At 73.0% G+C, this 19,177-nt stretch carries 17 protein-coding genes; 9 read left to right on the top strand and 8 right to left on the bottom strand.

Annotation, left to right across the window (positions count from 1 at the left end):
* Positions 1 to 30 precede the first annotated feature (30 nt).
* Genes ABEA53_RS10440 through ABEA53_RS10420 form a run of 5 tightly spaced genes read right to left on the bottom strand, consistent with a single transcriptional unit; the run spans position 31 to position 5,318 of the window.
* A complete protein-coding gene (locus tag ABEA53_RS10440; protein ID WP_345481085.1) occupies positions 31 to 1,113 on the bottom strand; it encodes a glycoside hydrolase family 130 protein in 1,083 nt (360 codons plus the stop codon).
* Positions 1,110 to 2,027 (bottom strand): carbohydrate ABC transporter permease, encoded by a 918-nt coding sequence (locus tag ABEA53_RS10435; RefSeq protein ID WP_345481084.1) that lies wholly within the window; start codon positions 2,025 to 2,027, stop codon positions 1,110 to 1,112. Before ABEA53_RS10435 ends, ABEA53_RS10440 begins: the two co-directional genes overlap by 4 nt.
* Entirely contained in the window at positions 2,024 to 2,968 is a 945-nt protein-coding gene (locus ABEA53_RS10430; protein ID WP_425550625.1) for a carbohydrate ABC transporter permease, read from the bottom strand. The genes ABEA53_RS10435 and ABEA53_RS10430 overlap by 4 nt, the downstream gene beginning before the upstream one ends.
* 5 nt (positions 2,969 to 2,973) lie before the next feature.
* A complete protein-coding gene (locus ABEA53_RS10425) occupies positions 2,974 to 4,272 on the bottom strand; it encodes an extracellular solute-binding protein (protein ID WP_345481083.1) in 1,299 nt (432 codons plus the stop codon).
* A gap of 11 nt (positions 4,273 to 4,283) precedes the next feature.
* Positions 4,284 to 5,318: a LacI family DNA-binding transcriptional regulator gene (locus tag ABEA53_RS10420; protein ID WP_345481081.1), complete on the bottom strand. Its 1,035-nt coding sequence runs from the start codon at positions 5,316 to 5,318 to the stop codon at positions 4,284 to 4,286.
* Positions 5,319 to 5,527: 209 nt separating this feature from the next.
* Between ABEA53_RS10420 and ABEA53_RS10415 the strand changes: the two genes are divergently transcribed.
* The 4 genes from ABEA53_RS10415 to ABEA53_RS10400 all read left to right on the top strand — a co-directional run bounded on the left by ABEA53_RS10415 (position 5,528) and on the right by ABEA53_RS10400 (position 10,463).
* Entirely contained in the window at positions 5,528 to 6,889 is a 1,362-nt protein-coding gene (locus tag ABEA53_RS10415) for a DUF6421 family protein (protein WP_345481080.1), read from the top strand.
* 139 nt (positions 6,890 to 7,028) lie between these two features.
* Entirely contained in the window at positions 7,029 to 8,072 is a 1,044-nt protein-coding gene (locus ABEA53_RS10410) for a threonine aldolase family protein (RefSeq protein WP_345481079.1), read from the top strand.
* A 109-nt stretch (positions 8,073 to 8,181) separates the two neighbouring features.
* Positions 8,182 to 8,964, top strand: coding sequence for a metal-dependent hydrolase (locus ABEA53_RS10405; protein WP_345481481.1), 783 nt, complete (start codon positions 8,182 to 8,184; stop codon positions 8,962 to 8,964).
* A 128-nt stretch (positions 8,965 to 9,092) separates the two neighbouring features.
* On the top strand, positions 9,093 to 10,463 hold the full coding sequence (locus ABEA53_RS10400) for a flavin monoamine oxidase family protein (RefSeq protein ID WP_345481078.1): 1,371 nt from the start codon (positions 9,093 to 9,095) through the stop codon (positions 10,461 to 10,463).
* Between the two features lie 96 nt (positions 10,464 to 10,559).
* On the opposite strand, the gene ABEA53_RS10395 is transcribed toward ABEA53_RS10400, so the two are convergent.
* The gene (locus ABEA53_RS10395) at positions 10,560 to 11,042 is read right to left on the bottom strand and encodes a GNAT family N-acetyltransferase (protein WP_345481077.1); all 483 of its coding nucleotides are present in this window, start codon (positions 11,040 to 11,042) and stop codon (positions 10,560 to 10,562) included.
* Positions 11,043 to 11,081: 39 nt separating this feature from the next.
* Here ABEA53_RS10395 and folP point away from each other — a divergent pair, with 39 nt between their 5' ends.
* From folP to ABEA53_RS10370, 5 genes are all read left to right on the top strand, one after another.
* Entirely contained in the window at positions 11,082 to 11,879 is a 798-nt protein-coding gene (folP, locus tag ABEA53_RS10390; protein ID WP_345481075.1) for a dihydropteroate synthase, read from the top strand.
* Complete coding sequence (folK, locus tag ABEA53_RS10385; protein ID WP_345481074.1) at positions 11,876 to 12,721, top strand: 2-amino-4-hydroxy-6-hydroxymethyldihydropteridine diphosphokinase; 846 nt, start codon at positions 11,876 to 11,878, stop codon at positions 12,719 to 12,721. Before folP ends, folK begins: the two co-directional genes overlap by 4 nt.
* Positions 12,718 to 13,284, top strand: a complete 567-nt coding sequence (gene folE / locus ABEA53_RS10380; RefSeq protein WP_345481073.1) for a GTP cyclohydrolase I — start codon at positions 12,718 to 12,720, stop codon at positions 13,282 to 13,284. The genes folK and folE overlap by 4 nt, the downstream gene beginning before the upstream one ends.
* Positions 13,285 to 13,351: 67 nt before the next feature.
* Positions 13,352 to 15,328 carry an acetate--CoA ligase gene (gene acs / locus ABEA53_RS10375; RefSeq protein WP_345481072.1) on the top strand — a complete coding sequence of 659 codons (1,977 nt, stop codon included), beginning with the start codon at positions 13,352 to 13,354 and terminating at the stop codon, positions 15,326 to 15,328.
* Positions 15,329 to 15,400: 72 nt separating this feature from the next.
* Entirely contained in the window at positions 15,401 to 15,994 is a 594-nt protein-coding gene (locus ABEA53_RS10370) for a nitroreductase family protein (RefSeq protein WP_345481071.1), read from the top strand.
* 2 nt (positions 15,995 to 15,996) lie between these two features.
* Here ABEA53_RS10370 and ABEA53_RS10365 read toward each other — a convergent pair whose 3' ends face one another.
* Positions 15,997 to 16,806 (bottom strand): alkaline phosphatase family protein, encoded by an 810-nt coding sequence (locus ABEA53_RS10365; protein WP_345481070.1) that lies wholly within the window; start codon positions 16,804 to 16,806, stop codon positions 15,997 to 15,999.
* A 95-nt stretch (positions 16,807 to 16,901) separates the two neighbouring features.
* Positions 16,902 to 19,070, bottom strand: a complete 2,169-nt coding sequence (locus ABEA53_RS10360) for an ATP-dependent Clp protease ATP-binding subunit (RefSeq protein ID WP_345481069.1) — start codon at positions 19,068 to 19,070, stop codon at positions 16,902 to 16,904.
* Positions 19,071 to 19,177 lie beyond the last annotated feature (107 nt).

Here is a 19,177-nt window from a genome sequence, read left to right as displayed (position 1 = left end):
GCAGCTTCCCCGCGGATCCGCGAAGAGGGATCAGTCCTTGAGCAGCCGGGCGGCGCCGATCTTCGTGTCGGCCATGCCGTAGAAGACGAACGGCTGCCCGTCGATCTCCTCGATCGCCGTCGGGAACACCACGTTCGGCACGATGCCGCTCTTCTCCCAGTCCGTCTCCGCCGTGAGCACGGGGACCGGAGTGCGGGCGAGGACGCGGGAGGGGTCGTCGCCGTCGAGCAGCATCATCCCGGCCGCGTAGTTCACGTGCTTCTGCTGCGCGAAGGCGTTGTCGATGCGGCCCGTCACGCCGTGGTGCAGCAGCAGCCAGCCCTCCGGCACCCGGTAGGGCGCTGGCCCGCCGCCGATCTTCAGCTCCTCGAACGGGAACTCCGGCCCGGCGAGGAACCGGTTCCGCGTCCACCGCGTCAGCAGCGAGAGGTCCCGGGCGACGTCCTCCACCGGCACGTACCCGATCCAGATGCTCTCCCGGGCGTCCGGCAGTCCGGCCGGCACCTGCGGCGACTCCCCGGGCACGGTCTCCCCCACGTTCCACATCGGTCGGTGCAGCACCGCGAAGCAGCGCACCCCGTCCGGCGACGTGACGGCCTCCGGGAAGAACACCGTGTCCTTGTTGAAGACGATGCCGAGATCCGCGTCCTGCGCGTCGTCGTACGCGAACGTGACCGGACCGAGGCGGCGCCAGGACCGGAGGTCCTCCGAGACCGCGACCGCCGTCCGCGGACCCAGCGGCCCGTACGCGACGTAGGTCATGACGTGCAGCCCGAGCTCGTCGATCCGCGTGATCCGCGGATCCTCGACGCCGGCGTGCGTGGCGCCGCGCTCCCACTGCCGGTCCGGTTCGAGGACGATCCCCTGGCGCTCGACCCCGACGGGCACGCCGTCCTCGACGAGCACGCGGGCGAGGCCCACGCGGGAGACGTTGCCGGCGGCGACGACCCGCGGCAGCAGGTAGAGCTCGCCGTCGGGTCCCCGACCCGAGCCGGGGTTGAGCACCCCTTCGAACTCGAGGTCGTTCCCGGGCTCCGGCTCCATCACGAGTCCGACGCGCTCGAGGCGGTAGCCGACGTCCGTGCGGGTGGAGGAGGTGGTCATGGGGCTCATCCCTTCACGCCCGAGCCGAGGTCGCTCGAGACGAAGTAGCGCTGGAACACGATGAACAGGACGACGACGGGCACGGCGAGCACGAGCGCGCCGGCGGTGACCGCACCGAAGGGGTTGGCGGTCGACGAGGCGACCGAGGTGATGTAGTTCGCGAGGGAGACGGCCAGCGGCTGCCGGTCCGCCTGCTTCGTGATCAGGAACGGCCAGAGGAACTCGTTCCACGGTCCGATGAAGGTGAGCAGCACGCCCGTCACGAGCGCGGGCCGCACCAGCGGGATGGCGACGCTCCACAGCAGGCGCAGCTCCCGGGCGCCGTCGATGCGGGCGGCCTCGAACAGCTCCTTCGGCACCTGGAGGAAGTACTGCCGGAACAGGATGACCGCCGTCGAGTTGATGGCGAACGGCAGGATCATGCCGAGCACGTTGTCCGCCAGACCGTAGTTCCGCGCGACGAGCACGTAGAGCGGGATCTGCAGCAGCTGGAACGGGATGACCTGCACCAGCAGCACGATCGCGAACGTGGCGCCGCGGCCCCGCCACTCGAGCACCGCCAGCGCGTAGCCGACCAGCACGCCGAACACGAGGGTGCAGATCAGCACGCCGCCGGTGAAGAGTCCGGAGTTCAGCAGGCCGGAGAGCAGGCTGATGCGGCTGTTCACCGCGGCGAAGTTGTCGAGGGTCAGGTTCGACGGGTCGGGGATCAGACCGGACAGGGTCTGGTCCGGCTTCTTCTGCAGGGAGCCGATGACCATGTAGTAGAAGGGGAAGAGGAAGGCCACGGCGCCGATCGCGAGGACCGCCCCGCGGAGCACGGTCTGGGTCCGCGTCCATCCCGTCGATCGCCGTCCGGCCGGGCGGCTCGTCGTCGGCGCACCGCTTCCGGGCGCGGCCTCCTGGGCCTGCTGGATCGTCATCGGTCCCTCTCTCCGGCGAATCGGTTCTGCAGCCACGCGATGATCAGGACGCCGATGACGAGCACGATGCCGATCGCGCTGGCGACGTCGGGGAGGCCCTGCTCCACGCCGAGCTGGTACATCAGGTAGACGGGGGTGTTCGACGCCCCGTTCGGGCCGCCTCCGGTGAGGAGGTACGGCTCGGTGAAGAGGTTCGCGCCGGTCACCGTCGAGACCAGCAGCACGAGCAGCGTCGCGGGCCGGACGCCCGGGACGGTGACGGACCGGAACTGCCGGATCGCGCCGGCGCCGTCGGTGGAGGCCTGCTCGTAGAGCTCCTTCGGCACGTTCTGCAGCGCCGCGAGATACAGCAGGATGTAGAAGCCGAGCTGCTTCCAGGTGACGTAGATCGCGATCACGGGCATCGCGAGCGACTGGTTCACCAGCCAGGACGGGGCCGGCGCGAGCGGCCCGAGGGTGGAGTTCACGAGGCCGTCGCCGCCGAAGAGGAACAGCCAGACGCCGACCAGCGCCACGGAGGCGGTGATGTACGGCACGTAGAAGCTGATCCGCAGGAAGACCCGCAGGTGGATCACCCGGTTCAGGGCCGCCGCGAGGAGCAGCGACAGCACCACGGTGAGCGGCACGTTGATCAGCAGGAAGACGCCGACGTTGCCGAACGACTGGATGACCTGCGCGTTCGAGAAGGCGTAGACGAAGTTGGCGAAGCCGACGAACGGGTAGGAGACGTCCGCGCCGGGAGCGGCGAAGAAGAAGTCGTGGAACGCGATCCAGACCGCGTAGACGACCGGGGAGGCGAAGACCGCGACCACGAAGACGAGGTACGGGGCGCTGAACAGGAGCCCGAGGGGGTTCCTGCCGAGCACTCGATGGCGGAGGCGGTCGTTCGGGTTGCGGCGGTCGATCCTGCCGACCGGCGTCGGCGGGGCCGGCCTGGTCACGGCGGTCACGGCTGCTGCTCCAGGGTGTCGATGGTGGCGGCCGCGTCGTCGAGCGCCTGGGCGGGGCTCGCGCCGCCGAAGATCACGGACGACGTCCACGCGTTGCGGAAGGTCTGCATCTGCTGCACCGTGTTCGGCCCTGCGGGCACCTCCACCGTGCGCGTCGCGAGGGAGCCGAAGAGCCGGTACTGCGGGTGCTTCGCGAAGTAGTCGGCGTAGGTGGAGGCGAGATCGGGCCGGATCGGCATCTGCCCCGTCGTGTCGAGGAACCTCGCGTCCTGGTCCTCGCTCGTCGCGAACTTCAGGACGTCCCAGGCCGTGCCCTTGTGCTGGCACGCGGTGTACATGGCGATGTTCTTCGCGTCGCTGAACGTGTGGATGTCATCGGCGGGCGTGCCGTCCGGCGTCGGCACCGGGACTGCGCCCCAGTCGACGTCCTTGTAGTAGCTGACGGCCCAGGGCCCGACGATCGCCATGGCGGCGTAGCCGTCGGCGAACGCGTCTCCCTGGTACTGCTCGGGGCTCGACAGCCCCTCCTGGTAGAGCGTCCGCCAGAAGTTCGCGACCTCGTCGCCCGTCTTGTCGTCGAAGGTCGCCTCGCCGTCCTGGATCAGCGGCGTCCCGCCGCTCGCGGCGACGTACAGCGGGTAGAAGTCGGTGTCCATCTGGAAGAACTCGCTGGTCGGCGCGGGCTGGATCGCGACCTTCGCCGCGCCGGTCTTCACGACCTTCCGCGCCGCGGCGAGGAACCCGGCGTAGGTGCCGAGGCCCGGGTCCTTCGTGTCGATGCCGGCCTTCGCGAAGAGCTTCTCGTTGTAGAAGATCACGACGGGGTTCGACTTCCAGGGCAGCTGGTAGTAGTCGCCGTCGACGCTCGACCGGTACTGCTTCGCGAGATCGCCGCTGCGGCCCTCGATGTAGGAGTTCCCGTCCGGGAACTTCGACAGGTCGACGAGGCCGCCCTGCTTCTCGAACTGACCGGCCGCGAAGGGCGCGGTGTTCAGCACCAGGCACGGAGCGTTACCGGCAGTGATCGCCGCCGAGATGACGGACTCGCTGGTGCGGCCGGCGGGGATCTCCTGGGCGGTGACCTTCTCGTCGGGGTGGTCCCGGTTCCAGGCGGCGACCATCTGCTTGCCCCAGGCCACCTCCTGCTCGTTGTTCGAGTACCAGATGGTGATCGGGCCCTTCGAGGTCAGGCTCGGGTTCGCGACGTTCCCCTGTCCGCAGGCGGTCAGGCCGACTGCGAGGACCGTCGCGACGGCGGCAGCGGCGATGCTGCGCGCCCGTCGGTGGTGCTGCATGGGGGTGTTCCTCATTCCTGGGTCTCGTGCCCCGCGGGTACGGGGCCGGTCGAGCGGCGCACGACGAGCCGCGCGGGCCCGAGGTCCTGGTCGGTCGCCGGCTGCCCGGCGAGCAGGTCGAGCAGGGCGCGCGCCGCGGCCGCGCCCCACCGCCCCGGGTCGGTGCTGACCGTGGTGAGGGCCGGCACGGTCCAGCGGGCGATCTCCGAGTCGTCGAAGCCGCACACGGAGATCCCGCGGGGCACGTCGAGCCCGTGCTCGCGGAGCACGCTGATGCCGGCGGCGGCGGCGACGTCGTTGCCGTAGACGATCGCCGTCGGCGGGTCCGCCGCCGCGAGCAGCGCCTCCGTGGCCCGCGCCGCCGCGAGCGGTGAGAAGTCGGTCTCGACGACCGTCGGTCCGCCGACCCCGGCCTCGGTGAGCACCCGCCGGAGGGCGTCGGCGCGGCGAGCGCCGTGCACCAGCTCGCGCGGACCCGCGACCATCGCGATGCGCCGGTGCCCGAGGTCGAGCAGGTGCCGCGCGGTCGCGACGACCCCTGCGGCGTCGTCGATCGTGACGGCCGGGAACCGCGCGTCCCCCGTGCTGCCCAGGGTGACGGCGGGCAGCTCCAGCTCGGCGAGGAGGTCGAGCCGCGAGTCGTCGGGCCGGATGTCGCCGATGATGACGCCGTCGACCCGGCGGTCCGCGACGAGCGCCCGGTAGTGCGCGGCCTCGTCGCGCTCCCGGCCCAGCACGCTCAGCGTCAGGGTGCGGCCCGCATCGACGAGCACGCTTTCAGCGCCGGCGATGAAGGGCGGGTAGAAGGGGTCGGCCGCGACCAGATCGGCGTCCCGCGCGATGACGAGGCCGACGGAGTAGGCGAGCCGGGTGGACAGCGAGCGTCCCTGGACGCTCGGCCGGAACCCGAGCTCCTGCGCGACGTCGAGGATGCGGCGTCGTGTGGCGGGGGCCACGCCGGGCCGGTCGTTCAGGGCGAAGGATACGAGGCCCTTGCTCACGCCGGCCGCCTGGGCGACGTCCGCGATCGTCGGCTTGCCCGCCATCGCGCCTCCCGTCGTCTCTGAACCGGTTTAGTCACCGTAGGACCGCTGGCTGCCGCAGTCAAGGGCCCCCCGAATGCACAGCCCCTTGCGAGCGGACCGGAGGGGCTGCACGCAACATCTGTGCGCAGACGGCACGTCCGTGCACGGGGTGCGCACGCAAACGGCGCGCGGTGCGCCCTACCGTCGGTCGGGAACGAAGGAGGCGCACTGTGTCGCTGCTCGAGTCGACCCGTCCGACCGTCACCGCCGAGTCCCCCGACTGGCTGGCCCTGAAGGCCGTCGTCACCTCCTTCCGCGCGCTGCAGCAGCGCGACGGCACGCTCGCCGAGGGCGCGGACGCCGCCCTCGCCGCCCGCCTGATCGACGAGGTGCGCGGGTCCGTCCGGGCGCTCGCACCGGCCTTCCCGCACGACGCCGCCTACCTCGCGGCGCTCGACGAGGACCTGGCCGCCTGGGCCGCCTCCGGCTTCGCGGTGCCCGACTTCCGCGCCTCCCTCGCGGCGTTCAACCCGCAGCGCGACCGGACCGACGGCCTGCGGCACCTCGTCGTGTTCCCGATGACGACGCAGAACGGCTCCCCCGACCGGCTGCTCGAGGCGCTGCTCGTCGACGTGATCTGGCCGGACTTCATCGACGCGCTCGAACGGGACGCCTACTCGAACCCGCTGTTCGTGCCGATCCGCTTCGTCGACTTCACCGGCGGCTACGACACCGACTCCGCGGTCCTCTTCCCCGAGACCGTCGCGATGAAGGAGCTGATCCCCTTCACCTGGGGCGCGATCCTGCAGGACCGCGAGGCGGCCCGCTTCCGGCGGGTGGTCGCCGCGGCCGCGGAGATCACGAAGCTCGACCTGCCCGAGGACGCGCAGCGGCTGCTGCAGGACCAGCAGCTCGCGGAGCGCGCCTTCGTGCTGTGGGACCTGATCCACGACCGCACCCACATGCGCGGGGACCTGCCGTTCGACCCGTTCATGATCAAGCAGCGGATGCCGTTCTTCCTCTACTCGCTGGAGGAGCTGCGCTGCGACCTGACCGCGTTCCGCGAGGCGGTGCGCCTCGTCCGGGCCGAGGACACCGACGACGAGACGCGGGACCACGCCCGGCTCGCGCAGTACACGATCCTGTTCGACCGCATCTTCCGCTTCCCGCTCACCGGCTCGCGGGTGCGCAACTACGACGGCCTCGGCGGGCAGCTGCTGTTCGCCTGGCTGCACCAGCACCACGTGCTGCACTGGACGGACACGAGCCTCGCGATCGACTGGGAGCAGCTGCCTCACACCGTCGTGGCGCTGTCGGACGCGATCAACGACCTGTACTGGGCCTCGATCGACCGACCGAAGACGGCGCACTGGCTCGCGGCCTACGACCTGGTCCGGTCGACCCTGACCCCGAACCCGGCGTCGCGCTGGGCGCGGGGCCTGCCCGACGAGATCCTCAGCGGGGCGCCGAAGGGCTTCACGGACGCCGTGCTCGACGACGAGTTCCCGCTGTCGATGTTCTACGAGGCGCTCGGCAAGAAGCTCCGCCCGACGATCGAGTCGACGAAGGGCATCACGGGCGCGACCGCCTGACGGGGAGTTCCTCCGCGGGCGGACCGTCGGTTCCGGCAGCACCGGTCGGCTGCGACAGCGCGGCGGCACCGAACCGGCTGCCGGATCCGACGGAGCGCTGCGGGAACCGACGAGCGCGCGGCTCGGGGAGGATGGGGGCGTGAGACTGCACGATCCCGACCGCCGCACCTTCGCCTCCGACAACTACGCGGGGGTGCTGCCCGAGGTGCTCGCGGCCGTCGCCGACGCGAACGGCGGCCATCAGATCGCTTACGGCGAGGACGTCTACACGGCCCGCCTCGGCGAGGTGGTCAAGGAGCGGTTCGGCGAGCGCGCCGAGGTCTTCCCCGTCTTCAACGGCACCGGCGCCAACGTCACGGCGCTGACCGCGCTGCTGCCGCGCTGGGGCGCGGTGATCGCCACGGGCTCCGCGCACATCCACACCGATGAGGGCGGTGCCCCGGAGCGGGTCAGCGGCCTGAAGCTGCTCGTGGTCCCCGCCGAGCACGGCAAGCTCACGCCCGCCGCGGCGGAGACGGAGGCGTGGGGCTGGGGCGACGAGCACCGGCCGCAGCCGCTCGCCGTGTCCATCACGCAGTCGACCGAGCTCGGCACCGTCTACACGCCCGACGAGGTGCGGGCGATCGCCGACTTCGCCCACGAGCGCGGCATGGCCGTGCACATGGACGGCGCACGGATCTGGAACGCCGCCGCGGCGCTCGACATGCCGTTCGCGGCGTTCACGAAGGACGCGGGCGTCGACGTGCTCAGCCTCGGCGGCACGAAGAACGGGCTGCTCGGCGCGGAGGCGATCGTCGTCCTCGATCCGGAGCGGGTCAGCGGCCTGCACTTCCTCCGCAAGCTGAACATGCAGCTCGCCAGCAAGATGCGGTTCGCGAGCGCCCAGCTGCTCGCGCTGTTCGAGGACGACCTCGGGCTGCGCACCGCCGCGCACGCCAACGCGATGGCCGCCCGCCTCCGCGCCGGGCTCGAGCAGGTCGAGGGCGTCGGCTTCAGCCACCCCACCCAGGCGAACGCGATCTTCGCGGAGCTCGACCTCGACGCGGCCGACCGCATCCGCGAGCGCTACCGCTTCTACGACTGGGACCGCGCGAACCGCCAGGTGCGGTGGATGTGCGCCTTCGACACCACGGAGGCCGACGTCGACGACTTCGTCGCCACGGTCAAGGCCGCGCTGAGCTGATCGCTGCGCCGCCGCTGCGACGCTTCGCGGCCCTGAACGGGTCGCGCTCCGCGTCCTGCCGCGCGGCACGCACCGGACGGGGCGGTCTCGGGACAGCATGGCGTCCGTGATGGGCGTCAACCACGCGACCAGCGGCGCAGCCGTGTGGTTCGCGGCGACCGCGGCGCTGCCGTCCTTCGGCACGCACGCCTACCCCCTGTCGCCCGCGGGCGTGCTGTCGGGAGCCGTCGTGTGCGCGGGGGCGGCCCTGCTGCCCGACGCGGACCACCACAGCGGCACCATCGCCCACTCGGTCCCCGTGATCGGCAAGCTCGTGACGAGCGGCATCGCGGACACCAGCGGCGGCCACCGCCACGGGTTCCACACGATCCTCGCCGGCGCGATCGTCACCCTGCTCGCCGTGCTCATCGGCCGCTTCACCGCGGACGTCCCGACGCTCGGCGTCGTGCCGATCGGCCCGGCGATCGCGACGATCGCGCTGATCTGCTTCGCGGTGAAGGCCCGCGAGCTCGTCCCCTCCTGGGCCGCGGCCTGGTTCATCGGCCTCCTGGCCGCCGCCGCGGTGGTCGTCTACGCGCCGGACAACCCGACCTGGTTCCCCATCGCGGTCGGGCTCGGCTTCCTGACCCACATCGCGGGCGACCTGCTCACGAAGGAGGGGGTCCCGTCCCCCACCTGGCCGATCCAGATCCGGCCGCCCCGCTCCTGGGCCCGCACGCCGGGCCTGCGCGCGATCTGGAAGCGCAACGGTTACATCGCGGTCCCGGTGCTCGGCCACGCGGGCAGCTGGCGCGAGGCGCTGCTCGGGTCCCTGCTGGGGCTGTACTGCATCTACGCGATCGTGATCGTCGTCGCGCGGGCGGCGCACGTCTCGCTCACCGCGCTCGGCTGACCCCGGTCCGGGTCGTCTGCTGCGGAATCCGTCGTCGAAGCGCACTGCGCCTGCCGGATCGCGCACTTCCGGCGTCGAACACCGACGATCGCGCCGGTGCGGAGCTCGATCGTCCTTATGCTGACGCCATGACTCGGATGGAGCGGGACGTCGTCATCGTCGGCGCCGGCGCCTGCGGCCTCGTCGCGGCGAACCGGCTGAAGGAGGCGGGCGTCTCGGTCGTCGTGCTGGAGGCGCGCGACCGCGTCGGCGGGCGGCTGCACACCGACGCGTCCTCGGGCGCGCTGCTCGAGCTCGGCGGCCAGTGGATCTCGCCGGACCAGACGGCGCTCAGCGAGACGGTCGCGCAGCTCGGCCTCGAGACCTTCGCCCGCTACCGCGAGGGCGAGAGCGTCTACGTCGGCCCCGACGGCGCCGCGAAGCGCTTCACGGGCGACATCTTCCCCGCGTCCGCGACGACGGAGTCGGAGATCGAGCGGATGATCGCCGTGCTCGACGGCCTCACCGCGGAGATCGACCCCGACGCGCCCTGGGAGCACCCGCGGGCCCGCGAGCTCGACGGCATCACCTGGCGGGGCTTCCTCGAGCAGCTCTCGGACGACGAGGAGGCGCGGGCGAACGTCGCGCTGTTCACCGCGGAGGCGATGCTGACGAAGCCGTCGCACTCCTTCTCCGCGCTCCAGTCGCTGCTGATGGCCGCCTCGGCCGGCAGCTTCTCGAACCTCGTCGACGCGGACTTCATCCTCGACCGCCGCGTGGTCGGCGGCCTGCAGCAGGTCCCCCTCCGGCTGGCGGAGGCGCTCGGCGACGACGTCGTGCTCGACTCCCCCGTGCGGCGCATCACGTGGGGCGACGACGGCGTGACCGTCGAGGCGGACGGCGACCTCACCGTGGTCGCGCGCCGCGTCGTGCTCGCGGTGCCGCCGAACCTCTACGACCGCATCGACTACGTGCCGACGCTGCCCCTGCGCCGCCACGTGATGCACCAGCACCTGTCGCTCGGGCTGGTGATCAAGATCCACGCCGTGTACGACGAGCCGTTCTGGCGCGCGGACGGCCTCTCGGGCACCGCCTTCAGCCCGTACCTGCCGGTGCACGAGGCGTACGACAACTCGAACCACGGCGACCCGCGCGGCATCCTGGTCGGCTTCGCCTCCGACACCCGCGCCGACGCCCTCCTCGCGATGGACCCGGAGACGCGGAAGGCCGCCGTCCTCGACTCGCTGGCGCACTACTACGGCGAGCGGGCCCGCACGCCCGCGATCTACTTCGAGAGCGACTGGGGCAGCGAGGAGTGGACGCGCGGCGCCTACGCCGCGAGCTTCGACATGGGCGGCCTGGAGCGCTTCGGCGCCGACCTGCGCACGCCCGTCGGGCCGATCCACTGGGCGTCCAGCGATCTGGCCGGAGCGGGCTACCAGCACGTCGACGGCGCGATCCGCATGGGCCGCTGGGTCGCCGACCGCGTGCTGAGCGCCCTGGCCCCCGTCCCCGCCTGACCCTCACGACCGACCCGACCACTTCCCGACGCGTACCGCGGCCCGTTCAGGGCCGCGAAGCGTCACAGCTGCGCCGCAGCGGCGGCGGCGCAGCAGTCAGTGCAGGTACCGGTGCATGACGTGGAGGCCGACGAGGCCGTGCGTGCGGCTGTCGAACGCCTCCGGGACCGTGCCGATCACCGTGAAGCCGAGCGAGCGCCAGAGGTGCACCGCGGCCGTGTTCGTCTCGACGACCGCGTTGAACTGCACCGCTCGGTACCCCGCCTCCGCCGCCCACGCCAGCACGTGCTCGCCGAGCGCGCGGCCGACGCCCCTGCCCCGCGCGGCGCCGCCGACCATGAAGCTCGCGGTGGCGACGTGGGAGCCGCGGCCCGGCCGGTTCGGGCCCATCGTCGCCGAGCCGAGGACCTCGCCGCCCTCCTCCGCGACCACGACCCGGTGCTGCCCCATCCACAGCGCCTCCGCCTCCGCGGACGACAGGCCGGGCGGGTAGGCGTAGGTCTCGCCGTCCTCGACGATCGCGGAGAAGAAGGGGAGGATCGCGGGCCAGTCGGCGGGCACGGCGGGGCGGATCGGCATCCCCCACGGTACCGGGGCGCCGCTACCCTGTTCGCGCCCATGCCGCAGCCCAGCACCGACCCCGTCGTGTTCGGCGTCCTCAACGTGACGCCGGACTCCTTCAGCGACGGCGGCCGCTTCCTCGACCCCGACGCCGCCGTCGCGCACGGCCTCGAGCTCGCGCGGGCGGGTGCGGACGTCGTCGACGTGGGCGGCGAGTCCACGCGGCCGGGCGCGCAGCCCGTGGACCCGGACGAGGAGACGCGGCGCGTGCTGCCCGTCGTCGCGGGCCTCGTCGCGGCCGGCGTGCGGGTGAGCATCGACACCCGCCGCGCGACCGTCGCCGCGGTGGCCGTCGAGGCGGGCGCCGCGATCGTGAACGACGTGGACGGCGGCCGGGACCCCGGCCTGCTCCGGGTCGCGACGGAGGCGGACGTCGACCTCGTGCTGATGCACTCACGGGGCCCCTCCGCATCGGCCGGCGGCTACGGCGACGTCGTGCAGGAGGTCGCCGCGGACCTCCGCGCCCGGGTCGACGCCGCGCTGGCGGCGGGTGTGCCCGCGGAGCGGCTCGTGGTCGACCCCGGCATCGGGTTCAGCAAGACGGGCGCCGAGAACTGGCGGCTGCTCGCGCACCTCGAGGCGCTGCGGATCGACGACCTGCGGATGCTCGTCGGCGTCTCGCGCAAGCGGTTCCTCGGCGAGCTGGTGGAGGGCGACCCCGAGGAGCGGGACGGGGTCACCGCCGTGCTCTCGGCCCTCCTCGCGGAGCGCTCGGTCTGGGGGCTGCGCGTGCACGACCCGGCCGCCACGCGCGCCGCGATCGAGGTCGTGCGCCGCATGCGGGTCGCGGCATGAGCGGCGCGGACCGCATCGTGCTGACCGGCGTGCGCGCCTTCGGCCGGCACGGGGTGCTGCCGGAGGAGCGCGTCGCGGGACAGGACTTCGTCGTCGACCTCGAGCTGCACCTCGACCTCGACGTCGCCGCGGCCACCGACCGCGTCGCGGCGACCGTGCACTACGGCGAGCTCGCGCAGCAGGTCGCGGCGGTGATCGGGGGCGAGCCCGTCGACCTGATCGAGACCCTCGCGCAGCGCATCGCCGACACCGCGCTGGCGTACGACCTGGTCGACCGGGTGGCCGTCACCGTGCACAAGCCGGCCGCGCCGATCCCGGTGCCGTTCGGCGACGTCGCCGTGCGCATCGAGCGGGAGCGGTCCGCGCCGGCCGAGCACGTGGTCGTCGCGCTCGGCACCAACCTCGGCGACCGCGACACCACCCTCGACGACGCGGTCGCGGCGCTGCAGCGGCTGCCCGGCCTGGTCGTGGAGGGGGTCTCCGCGATCCACGAGACCGTCGCCGTGACGCTGCAGGGGCCCGACCCGTCCCGCCCGCGCTACGGGAATCGGGTGGTCGTGGGCCGCACCGCCCTGCCGCCGCAGCGGCTGCTCGACGCGCTGCTGCGGATCGAGCGCGTGTTCGGGCGCGTGCGCACCGAGCGCTGGGGCGACCGGACCCTCGACCTCGACCTGATCGTGCAGGGCGACCGCGTGCTCGACGAGCCGGGCCTCGTCCTGCCGCACCCCCGCGCGCACGAGCGGGCCTTCGTGCTGCTGCCCTGGCTCGAGGTCGAGCCCGACGCCGTGCTGCCCGGTCGCGGCCGGGTCCGCCACCTGGCCACCGGGCTGGAGCCGTCGTGACGCCGGACCTGGAGCGCGCCCGCCGCGCGGTCGAGGAGTACCTGCGCGCCTACGGCCTCGACCCGGCCGACCCGACGCTCGACCGCACCCCGGACCGCGTCGCCCGCCTCGGCGGCGAGCTGTTCGCCGGCGTGGGCGTGGACCCCGTGCCGGCGCTGCGCGACTCGGCGGTCGCCGACGTCGACGCCCGCGGCCCGGTCGCGTTCCGCGACGTGCCGTTCCGGTCGACCTGCGAGCACCACCTGCTGAAGTTCGCGGGCACGGTCTCGGTCGTCTACCTGCCCGGCGAGCGGGTCGCGGGCCTCGGCGCCATCGTGGCCCTGGTCGAGACGATCGCCGCGCGGCCCCAGGTGCAGGAGCGGCTGACGGACGAGGTGGCCCTCGGGCTCGAGCACGCGCTCGGCGCCGTCGGCGTGCTCGTCACCGCCACCGCCGAGCACAACTGCGTGGCGATGCGGGGTCCGCGCATCCGCGGCGCCTCCGTGACGACGCTGGCGGCCCGCGGCCGCTACGCGACCGAGCCGGCGGCCGCCGAGGCGAGGGCGCTCGTCGGCCTCGGCTGACCGCAGGAGGCGTCGTGTGACGGGCGGGAGCGCCCGTCCTGCCGCGAGCGCCTAGCGTCGATGCGCCATGTCGACCGTGCACATCAGCGAACTGCTGCCCGAGACCCGCGTCTTCCCGCCGAGCCCGGAGTTCGCCGCCGAGGCGAACGTGCAGGCGGAGGAGTACGACCGCGCCGCCGCCGACCCGGTCGCGTGGTGGGAGGAGCAGGCCGAGCGCCTGCGGTGGACCGAGCGCTGGCGCACCGCCCACCGCTTCGTGCCCGCGCAGCGTCCCGACGGATCGCTGCAGCCGCCCGAGATCGCCTGGTTCGAGGGCGGCAGGCTGAACGTGGCCGTCAACTGCGTCGACCGGCACGTCGACGCCGGACTCGGCGACCGCGTCGCGTTCCACTTCGAGGGCGAGCCCGGCGACCGCCGCAGCCTCACCTACGCCGAGCTGCAGCGCGAGGTGTCGCGCGCCGCGAACGCGCTGGAGGCGCTCGGGGTGGGTGCGGGCGACCGGGTCGTCGTCTACCTCCCGGTGCTGCTCGAGACGGTCGTCGTCACGCTCGCGATCGCGCGCATCGGCGCCGTGCACTCCCTCGTGTTCGGCGGCTTCTCGGCCGAGGCGCTGCGGTTCCGCGTCGCGGACACGGAGGCGAAGCTCGTCGTCACCACCGACGGCCAGCACCGGAGGGGGCGCGCGGTGCCCGTGAAGGCCGCCGTGGACGAGGCGGTCGCCGGGCTGGAGCACGTCGAGCACGTGCTCGTGGTGCGCCGCACCGGCGACGACGTCGCCATGACCGCCGGCCGCGACGTCTGGTGGCACGACGTCGTCGACACCGCCGACGACGTGCACGAGGCGCCCTCGTTCGACGCCGAGCACCCGCTCTTCGTCATCTACACCTCCGGCACGACGGGCAGGCCGAAGGGCGTCGTGCACACCTCGGGCGGCTACCTCGTGCAGGCGTCCTGGACGCACTGGGCGCTCTTCGACGCGAAGCCCGACGACGTGTACTGGTGCACCGCCGACCTGGCGTGGGTGACGGCGCACACCTACGCGCTCTACGGGCCGCTGTCGAACGCGGCGACCTCGGTGCTCTACGAGGGCACCCCCGACACCCCGCGGCGCACCCGCCACCTCGAGATCATCGAGCGGTACGGCGTCACCACGTACTACACGGCGCCCACGCTCATCCGCACGCTCGCGACCTGGTTCCCGGACGGGCCGCCCGCGGGGTCCGACCTGCGGTCGGTGCGCCTGCTCGGCACGGTCGGGGAGGCGATCAACCCGGCCGCCTGGATGTGGTTCCGCGAGCACCTCGGCGGCGGCAGCGCTCCGGTGGTCGACACCTGGTGGCAGTCGGAGACCGGCGCCGCGATCGTCGCCCCGCTGCCCGGCGTCGTCCCGGGCAAGCCGGGCTCCGCCACCCGGGCCCTGCCCGGTCTCACGGTGCGGGTGGTCGACGAGGGCGGCGCGGAGGTCGGCCCCGGTCAGGGCGGCCTGCTCGTCGTCGACGGGACGTGGCCCGCGATGGCGCGCACCCTGTGGCGGGACCCGCAGCGCTTCCTCTCCGCCTACTGGGCCCGCTTCGCGGAGCAGGGGTGGTACGTGGCGGGCGACGGCGCCCGGAAGGACGCGGACGGCGACCTCGTCGTGCTCGGCCGCATCGACGAGGTCGTCAACGTCTCCGGGCACCGGCTCTCGACCATCGAGATCGAGTCCGCGCTCGTCGCGCACCCCGCCGTCGGGGAGGCGGCCGTGACGGGCGTCGCCGACCCGCTGACCGGGGAGGCGGTCACCGCGTTCGTCATCCCCGCCTCGGACGCGCGGGACCTCGAGGCGGTGCTGCGCGCGCACGTCGCCGCGGTGATCGGGCCGATCGCCAAGCCGAAGCACGTGCACGTCGTGCGCGACCTGCCGAAGACGCGCTCGGGGAAGATCCTGCGGCGCCTGCTCCGCGACCTCGCCGAGGGCCGTCCGCTCGGCGACACGACGAGCCTGCAGGACCCCGAGGGACCGCGCCGGATCGCCGAGCAGCTCGCCGCGGAGCGCGGGGAATAGCGGTGCGCCGCCGCGTGCTCCACCGGACGGCCCGATGACGTGCTGCAGCCCTCGATCCCGCTCGGAGGAACCATGACGCTCATCACCGACGACCGCCGCGCCACCACCGCCGCACCGATCGAGGAGATCCTCTCGATGCGCTGGTCGCCGCGGTCCTTCGACGAGACGGCGACGGTGACGGACGAGCAGGTCACCTCCATGCTCGAGGCCGCTCGCTGGGCCGCCTCCGCCTCCAACGCGCAGGGCCGCCGCTTCATCGTCGGCCGGCGCGGCACCGAGACCTTCGACCGCCTCGAGCGGCACCTGATGGGGTTCAACCGGATGTGGGCGCCGAAGGCGTCCCTGCTGGTGCTCGCGATCGTCGTGACCCCGGAGGGGGACCAGCCCGCCGGTGCGCTGCGCTGGGCCGAGTACGACGCCGGGCAGTCGATGGCGAACCTCGCGAGCCAGGCCCACGCGCTCGGGCTGCACGCCCACCCGATGGGCGGCATCGAGGTCGAGGCGCTGCGCGACGAGTTCGACCTGCCGCAGCACCTCGTGCCGATCACGGTCACCGCGATCGGCACCGTCGCCTCGCCGGACCTGCTGCCGGAGAAGTACCGCGAGCGCGAGACCGCGGTGCGCACGCGGCTGCCGCTCGACGAGCTGGTGCTCGTCCGCGACTGACCTCAGCCGCGCGCCAGCGCGGCGAGCAGCCGCGGCGTGAGCTCGGTCGGGGGCATCTCCGCCGGCCACTCGTCGAGGGCCGTGTTCCACGCGGCACGTGCGACGAACGACGCGACCACCTCCGGCTCGCCCCCGCCGTGCCCTCCGCCGTCGAGGTGACCGTGGTCCGTCGTCACCGCGACGAGCCACGGCTCCCCCTCCCGCGCCCTGCGGTCGACGACCGCGAGCAGTCGGCCGAGGTGCACGTCGATGCGGCCCACCGCCTCCACGTACGGGCGGCTGACCGCGCCGTACACGTGGGCGGCCTCGTCGGCGCCGGAGAAGTACACGAAGGAGACGTCGGGCCCCGCCGCGTGCAGCCCGGCGACGGCGAAGTCCGCGATCTCCGCGTCCGTCGTGCGGTAGCCGTAGGTCTCGCCGTCCCGGACGACGACGCGGTGCCGCTCCGCGCGCCGCTGCTCGTCGCGGGTGTGGATGATCGGTCCGACCCCCGCCGGGTCCACCAGGGGCGGCCAGGCGGCCGCGGCGAAGGTCGTCCGCGACGGGTCCGCGAAGACCGCGCGGCTGAGCAGGTCGGGGAACGACGCGAGCCGGCTGCCGACGAAGCGGTTGTCGACGACGCCGTGCTCCTCGTGCGAGGCGCCGGTCAGCAGCGTCGCCCAGCCGGGCCCGGAGATGGTCGGCACCGGCATCGTCATGCGCGTCTCGGCGCCGCGCGCCAGCAGCGCGTGCAGGTGCGGGGCGCGGGCGCGCGTGGCGAGGTCGAGCCGCAGCCCGTCGACGCCGACGAGCAGCAGGTGCAGGCGGTCCACCGGGCCTGGCTACCGACCCCAGGTGTCCGGCAGGCGACCAGCAGGGGTCGTCCCGGATCCGGTGGTGCGCCGCAGCACCGGATCCGGGAGGGTCGTCAGGCGACCGGGACCTCGAAGCGGCCGACGACGAGGGCGTCGTCCACCGGGTCCACGTCCACCCGCACGGCGTCGCCGTCGCGCACCTCGCCGGCGAGCAGCGCCCGCGCGAGGCGGTCGTCGATCTCCCGCTGCATGAGGCGGCGCAGCGGCCGGGCGCCGTACATCGGGTCGTAGCCGCGCTCCGCGAGCCAGCGCCGCGCCTCCGGCGTCACCGCCAGCTGCAGCCGCCGGTCGCTGAGCCGGCGCGACAGCCGGTCGATGTACAGCTCGACGATCTGCGCGAGGTCGTCCTCGGTCAGCGTCTGGAACACCACGATGTCGTCGAGGCGGTTCACGAACTCCGGCTTGAAGGCCTGCCGCACCATCGCCTGGACGGCCTCCTCCTTCTGCTCCGCCGACAGCGACGGGTCGGTGAGGTACTGGCTGCCGAGGTTCGACGTGAGGACGAGGATCGTGTTGCGGAAGTCGACCGTGCGGCCCTGGCCGTCGGTGAGGCGGCCGTCGTCCAGCACCTGCAGCAGGACGTCGAACACCTCCGGGTGCGCCTTCTCGACCTCGTCGAGCAGGATCACCGAGTACGGACGGCGCCGCACGGCCTCCGTCAGCTGGCCGCCCTGCTCGTAGCCGACGTAGCCGGGAGGGGCGCCGACCAGGCGCGAGACGGAGAACTTCTCGCCGTACTCGCTCATGTCGATGCGCACCATGGCGCGCTCGTCGTCGAACAGGAACTCGGCGAGCGCCCGGGCGAGCTCGGTCTTGCCGACGCCGGTCGGGCCGAGGAACAGGAACGAGCCGGTGGGCCGGCTGGCGTCGGCGATGCCCGCGCGGGTGCGGCGCACCGCGTCCGCGACGGCGCGCACGGCCGCCTTCTGGCCGATCAGGCGCTTGCCGAGCTCGGCCTCGAGGCGCAGCAGCTTCTGCGTCTCACCCTGCAGCAGGCGCCCCATCGGGATGCCCGTCCACTGGGCGACGACCGCGGCGATGTCCTCGTCCGTGACGTGGTCGTTGACCATGCGCTGCACGTCGGGGTCGTCCTCGGCGCGCTCGGCGGCCGCGAGGTCGCGCTCGATCACGGGGATCTCGCTGTAGAGCAGGCGGGAGGCCTCCTCCAGATTGCCCTCGCGCTGCGCCCGGTCCGCGCGCATGCGCAGCCCGTCCATCTTCTCCTTCAGGTTCCCGACGCGGTTGAGGTCCGCGCGCTCGCGGTCCCACCGCGTCTGCAGCTCCTTCAGGGTCGACTCGCGACGGGCGAGGTCCGCCCTGAGCTTCTCGAGGCGGTCGCGGGAGGCGTCGTCCTTCTCGCGCTTGAGGGCCAGCTCCTCGAGCTTCAACCGGTCGACGGAGCGTCGCAGCTCGTCGATCTCGACCGGGGCGGAGTCGATCTCCATCCGCAGCCGGCTCGCCGCCTCGTCGATCAGGTCGATCGCCTTGTCGGGCAGCTGGCGGGAGGAGATGTAGCGGTTCGAGAGCGAGGCGGCCGCGACGAGCGCCGAGTCGGCGATCGCGACCTTGTGGTGCGCCTCGTAGCGCTCCTTCAACCCGCGGAGGATCGCGACGGAGTCCTCGACCGAGGGCTCGCCCACGAACACCTGCTGGAAGCGGCGCTCGAGCGCGGCGTCCTTCTCGATGTACTCGCGGTACTCGTTGAGCGTCGTCGCGCCGATCATGCGCAGCTCGCCGCGGGCGAGCATCGGCTTCAGCATGTTCGACGCCGCGACGCTGCCCTCGCCGCCGCCGGCGCCCATGAGGGTGTGCAGCTCGTCGATGAAGGTGATGATGCGGCCGTCGGAGTCGTTGATCTCCTTCAGCACGGCCTTCAACCGCTCCTCGAACTCGCCGCGGTACTTCGCGCCGGCGACCAGGGCGGCCAGGTCCAGGGAGACGAGCTGCTTGTTCTTCAGCGAGTCGGCGACGTCGCCGGCGACGATGCGCTGCGCGAGCCCTTCGACGACGGCGGTCTTGCCGACGCCGGGCTCGCCGATCAGCACGGGGTTGTTCTTGGTGCGCCTCGTGAGCACCTGGCTCACCCGGCGGATCTCGCTGTCGCGACCGATGACCGGGTCGAGCTTGCCGGCTCGCGCGATCTCGGTGAGGTTGATGCCGTACTGCTGGAGGGCGCTCTTGGCGTTCTCCTGCGGAGCAGCCGCGCCGCGCATGTTGGCCATGTGTCCTGCCTTCAGGAGGAAGCGGATGGAGGAGGTCCGTCGGCGTCCGCTCTCGCGGATCCGACTCCTGCAGAGTTGAGCGCACCACGCTCAGGTGTATTCCGACC

It is taken from the genome of Amnibacterium soli, assembly GCF_039544415.1.
In the GTDB taxonomy this organism is placed as follows: Bacteria; Actinomycetota; Actinomycetes; order Actinomycetales; family Microbacteriaceae; genus Amnibacterium; species Amnibacterium soli.
Note: the sequence above shows the minus strand (reverse complement) of the source record. Positions and strands in the feature narration are given on the sequence as shown.

What these genes read in the sequence shown, in the direction of transcription:
- ABEA53_RS10440 (WP_345481085.1), bottom strand. Translation starts at nt 1,113, where the DNA reads ATGAGCCCCATGACCACCTCCTCCACCCGCACGGACGTCGGCTACCGC.
- ABEA53_RS10435 (WP_345481084.1), bottom strand. Translation starts at nt 2,027, where the DNA reads ATGACGATCCAGCAGGCCCAGGAGGCCGCGCCCGGAAGCGGTGCGCCG.
- ABEA53_RS10425 (WP_345481083.1), bottom strand. Translation starts at nt 4,272, where the DNA reads ATGCAGCACCACCGACGGGCGCGCAGCATCGCCGCTGCCGCCGTCGCG.
- ABEA53_RS10420 (WP_345481081.1), bottom strand. Translation starts at nt 5,318, where the DNA reads ATGGCGGGCAAGCCGACGATCGCGGACGTCGCCCAGGCGGCCGGCGTG.
- ABEA53_RS10405 (WP_345481481.1), top strand. Translation starts at nt 8,182, where the DNA reads ATGGGCGTCAACCACGCGACCAGCGGCGCAGCCGTGTGGTTCGCGGCG.
- ABEA53_RS10400 (WP_345481078.1), top strand. Translation starts at nt 9,093, where the DNA reads ATGACTCGGATGGAGCGGGACGTCGTCATCGTCGGCGCCGGCGCCTGC.
- ABEA53_RS10395 (WP_345481077.1), bottom strand. Translation starts at nt 11,042, where the DNA reads ATGCCGATCCGCCCCGCCGTGCCCGCCGACTGGCCCGCGATCCTCCCC.
- folP (WP_345481075.1), top strand. Translation starts at nt 11,082, where the DNA reads ATGCCGCAGCCCAGCACCGACCCCGTCGTGTTCGGCGTCCTCAACGTG.
- folK (WP_345481074.1), top strand. Translation starts at nt 11,876, where the DNA reads ATGAGCGGCGCGGACCGCATCGTGCTGACCGGCGTGCGCGCCTTCGGC.
- acs (WP_345481072.1), top strand. Translation starts at nt 13,352, where the DNA reads ATGTCGACCGTGCACATCAGCGAACTGCTGCCCGAGACCCGCGTCTTC.
- ABEA53_RS10370 (WP_345481071.1), top strand. Translation starts at nt 15,401, where the DNA reads ATGACGCTCATCACCGACGACCGCCGCGCCACCACCGCCGCACCGATC.
- ABEA53_RS10360 (WP_345481069.1), bottom strand. Translation starts at nt 19,070, where the DNA reads ATGGCCAACATGCGCGGCGCGGCTGCTCCGCAGGAGAACGCCAAGAGC.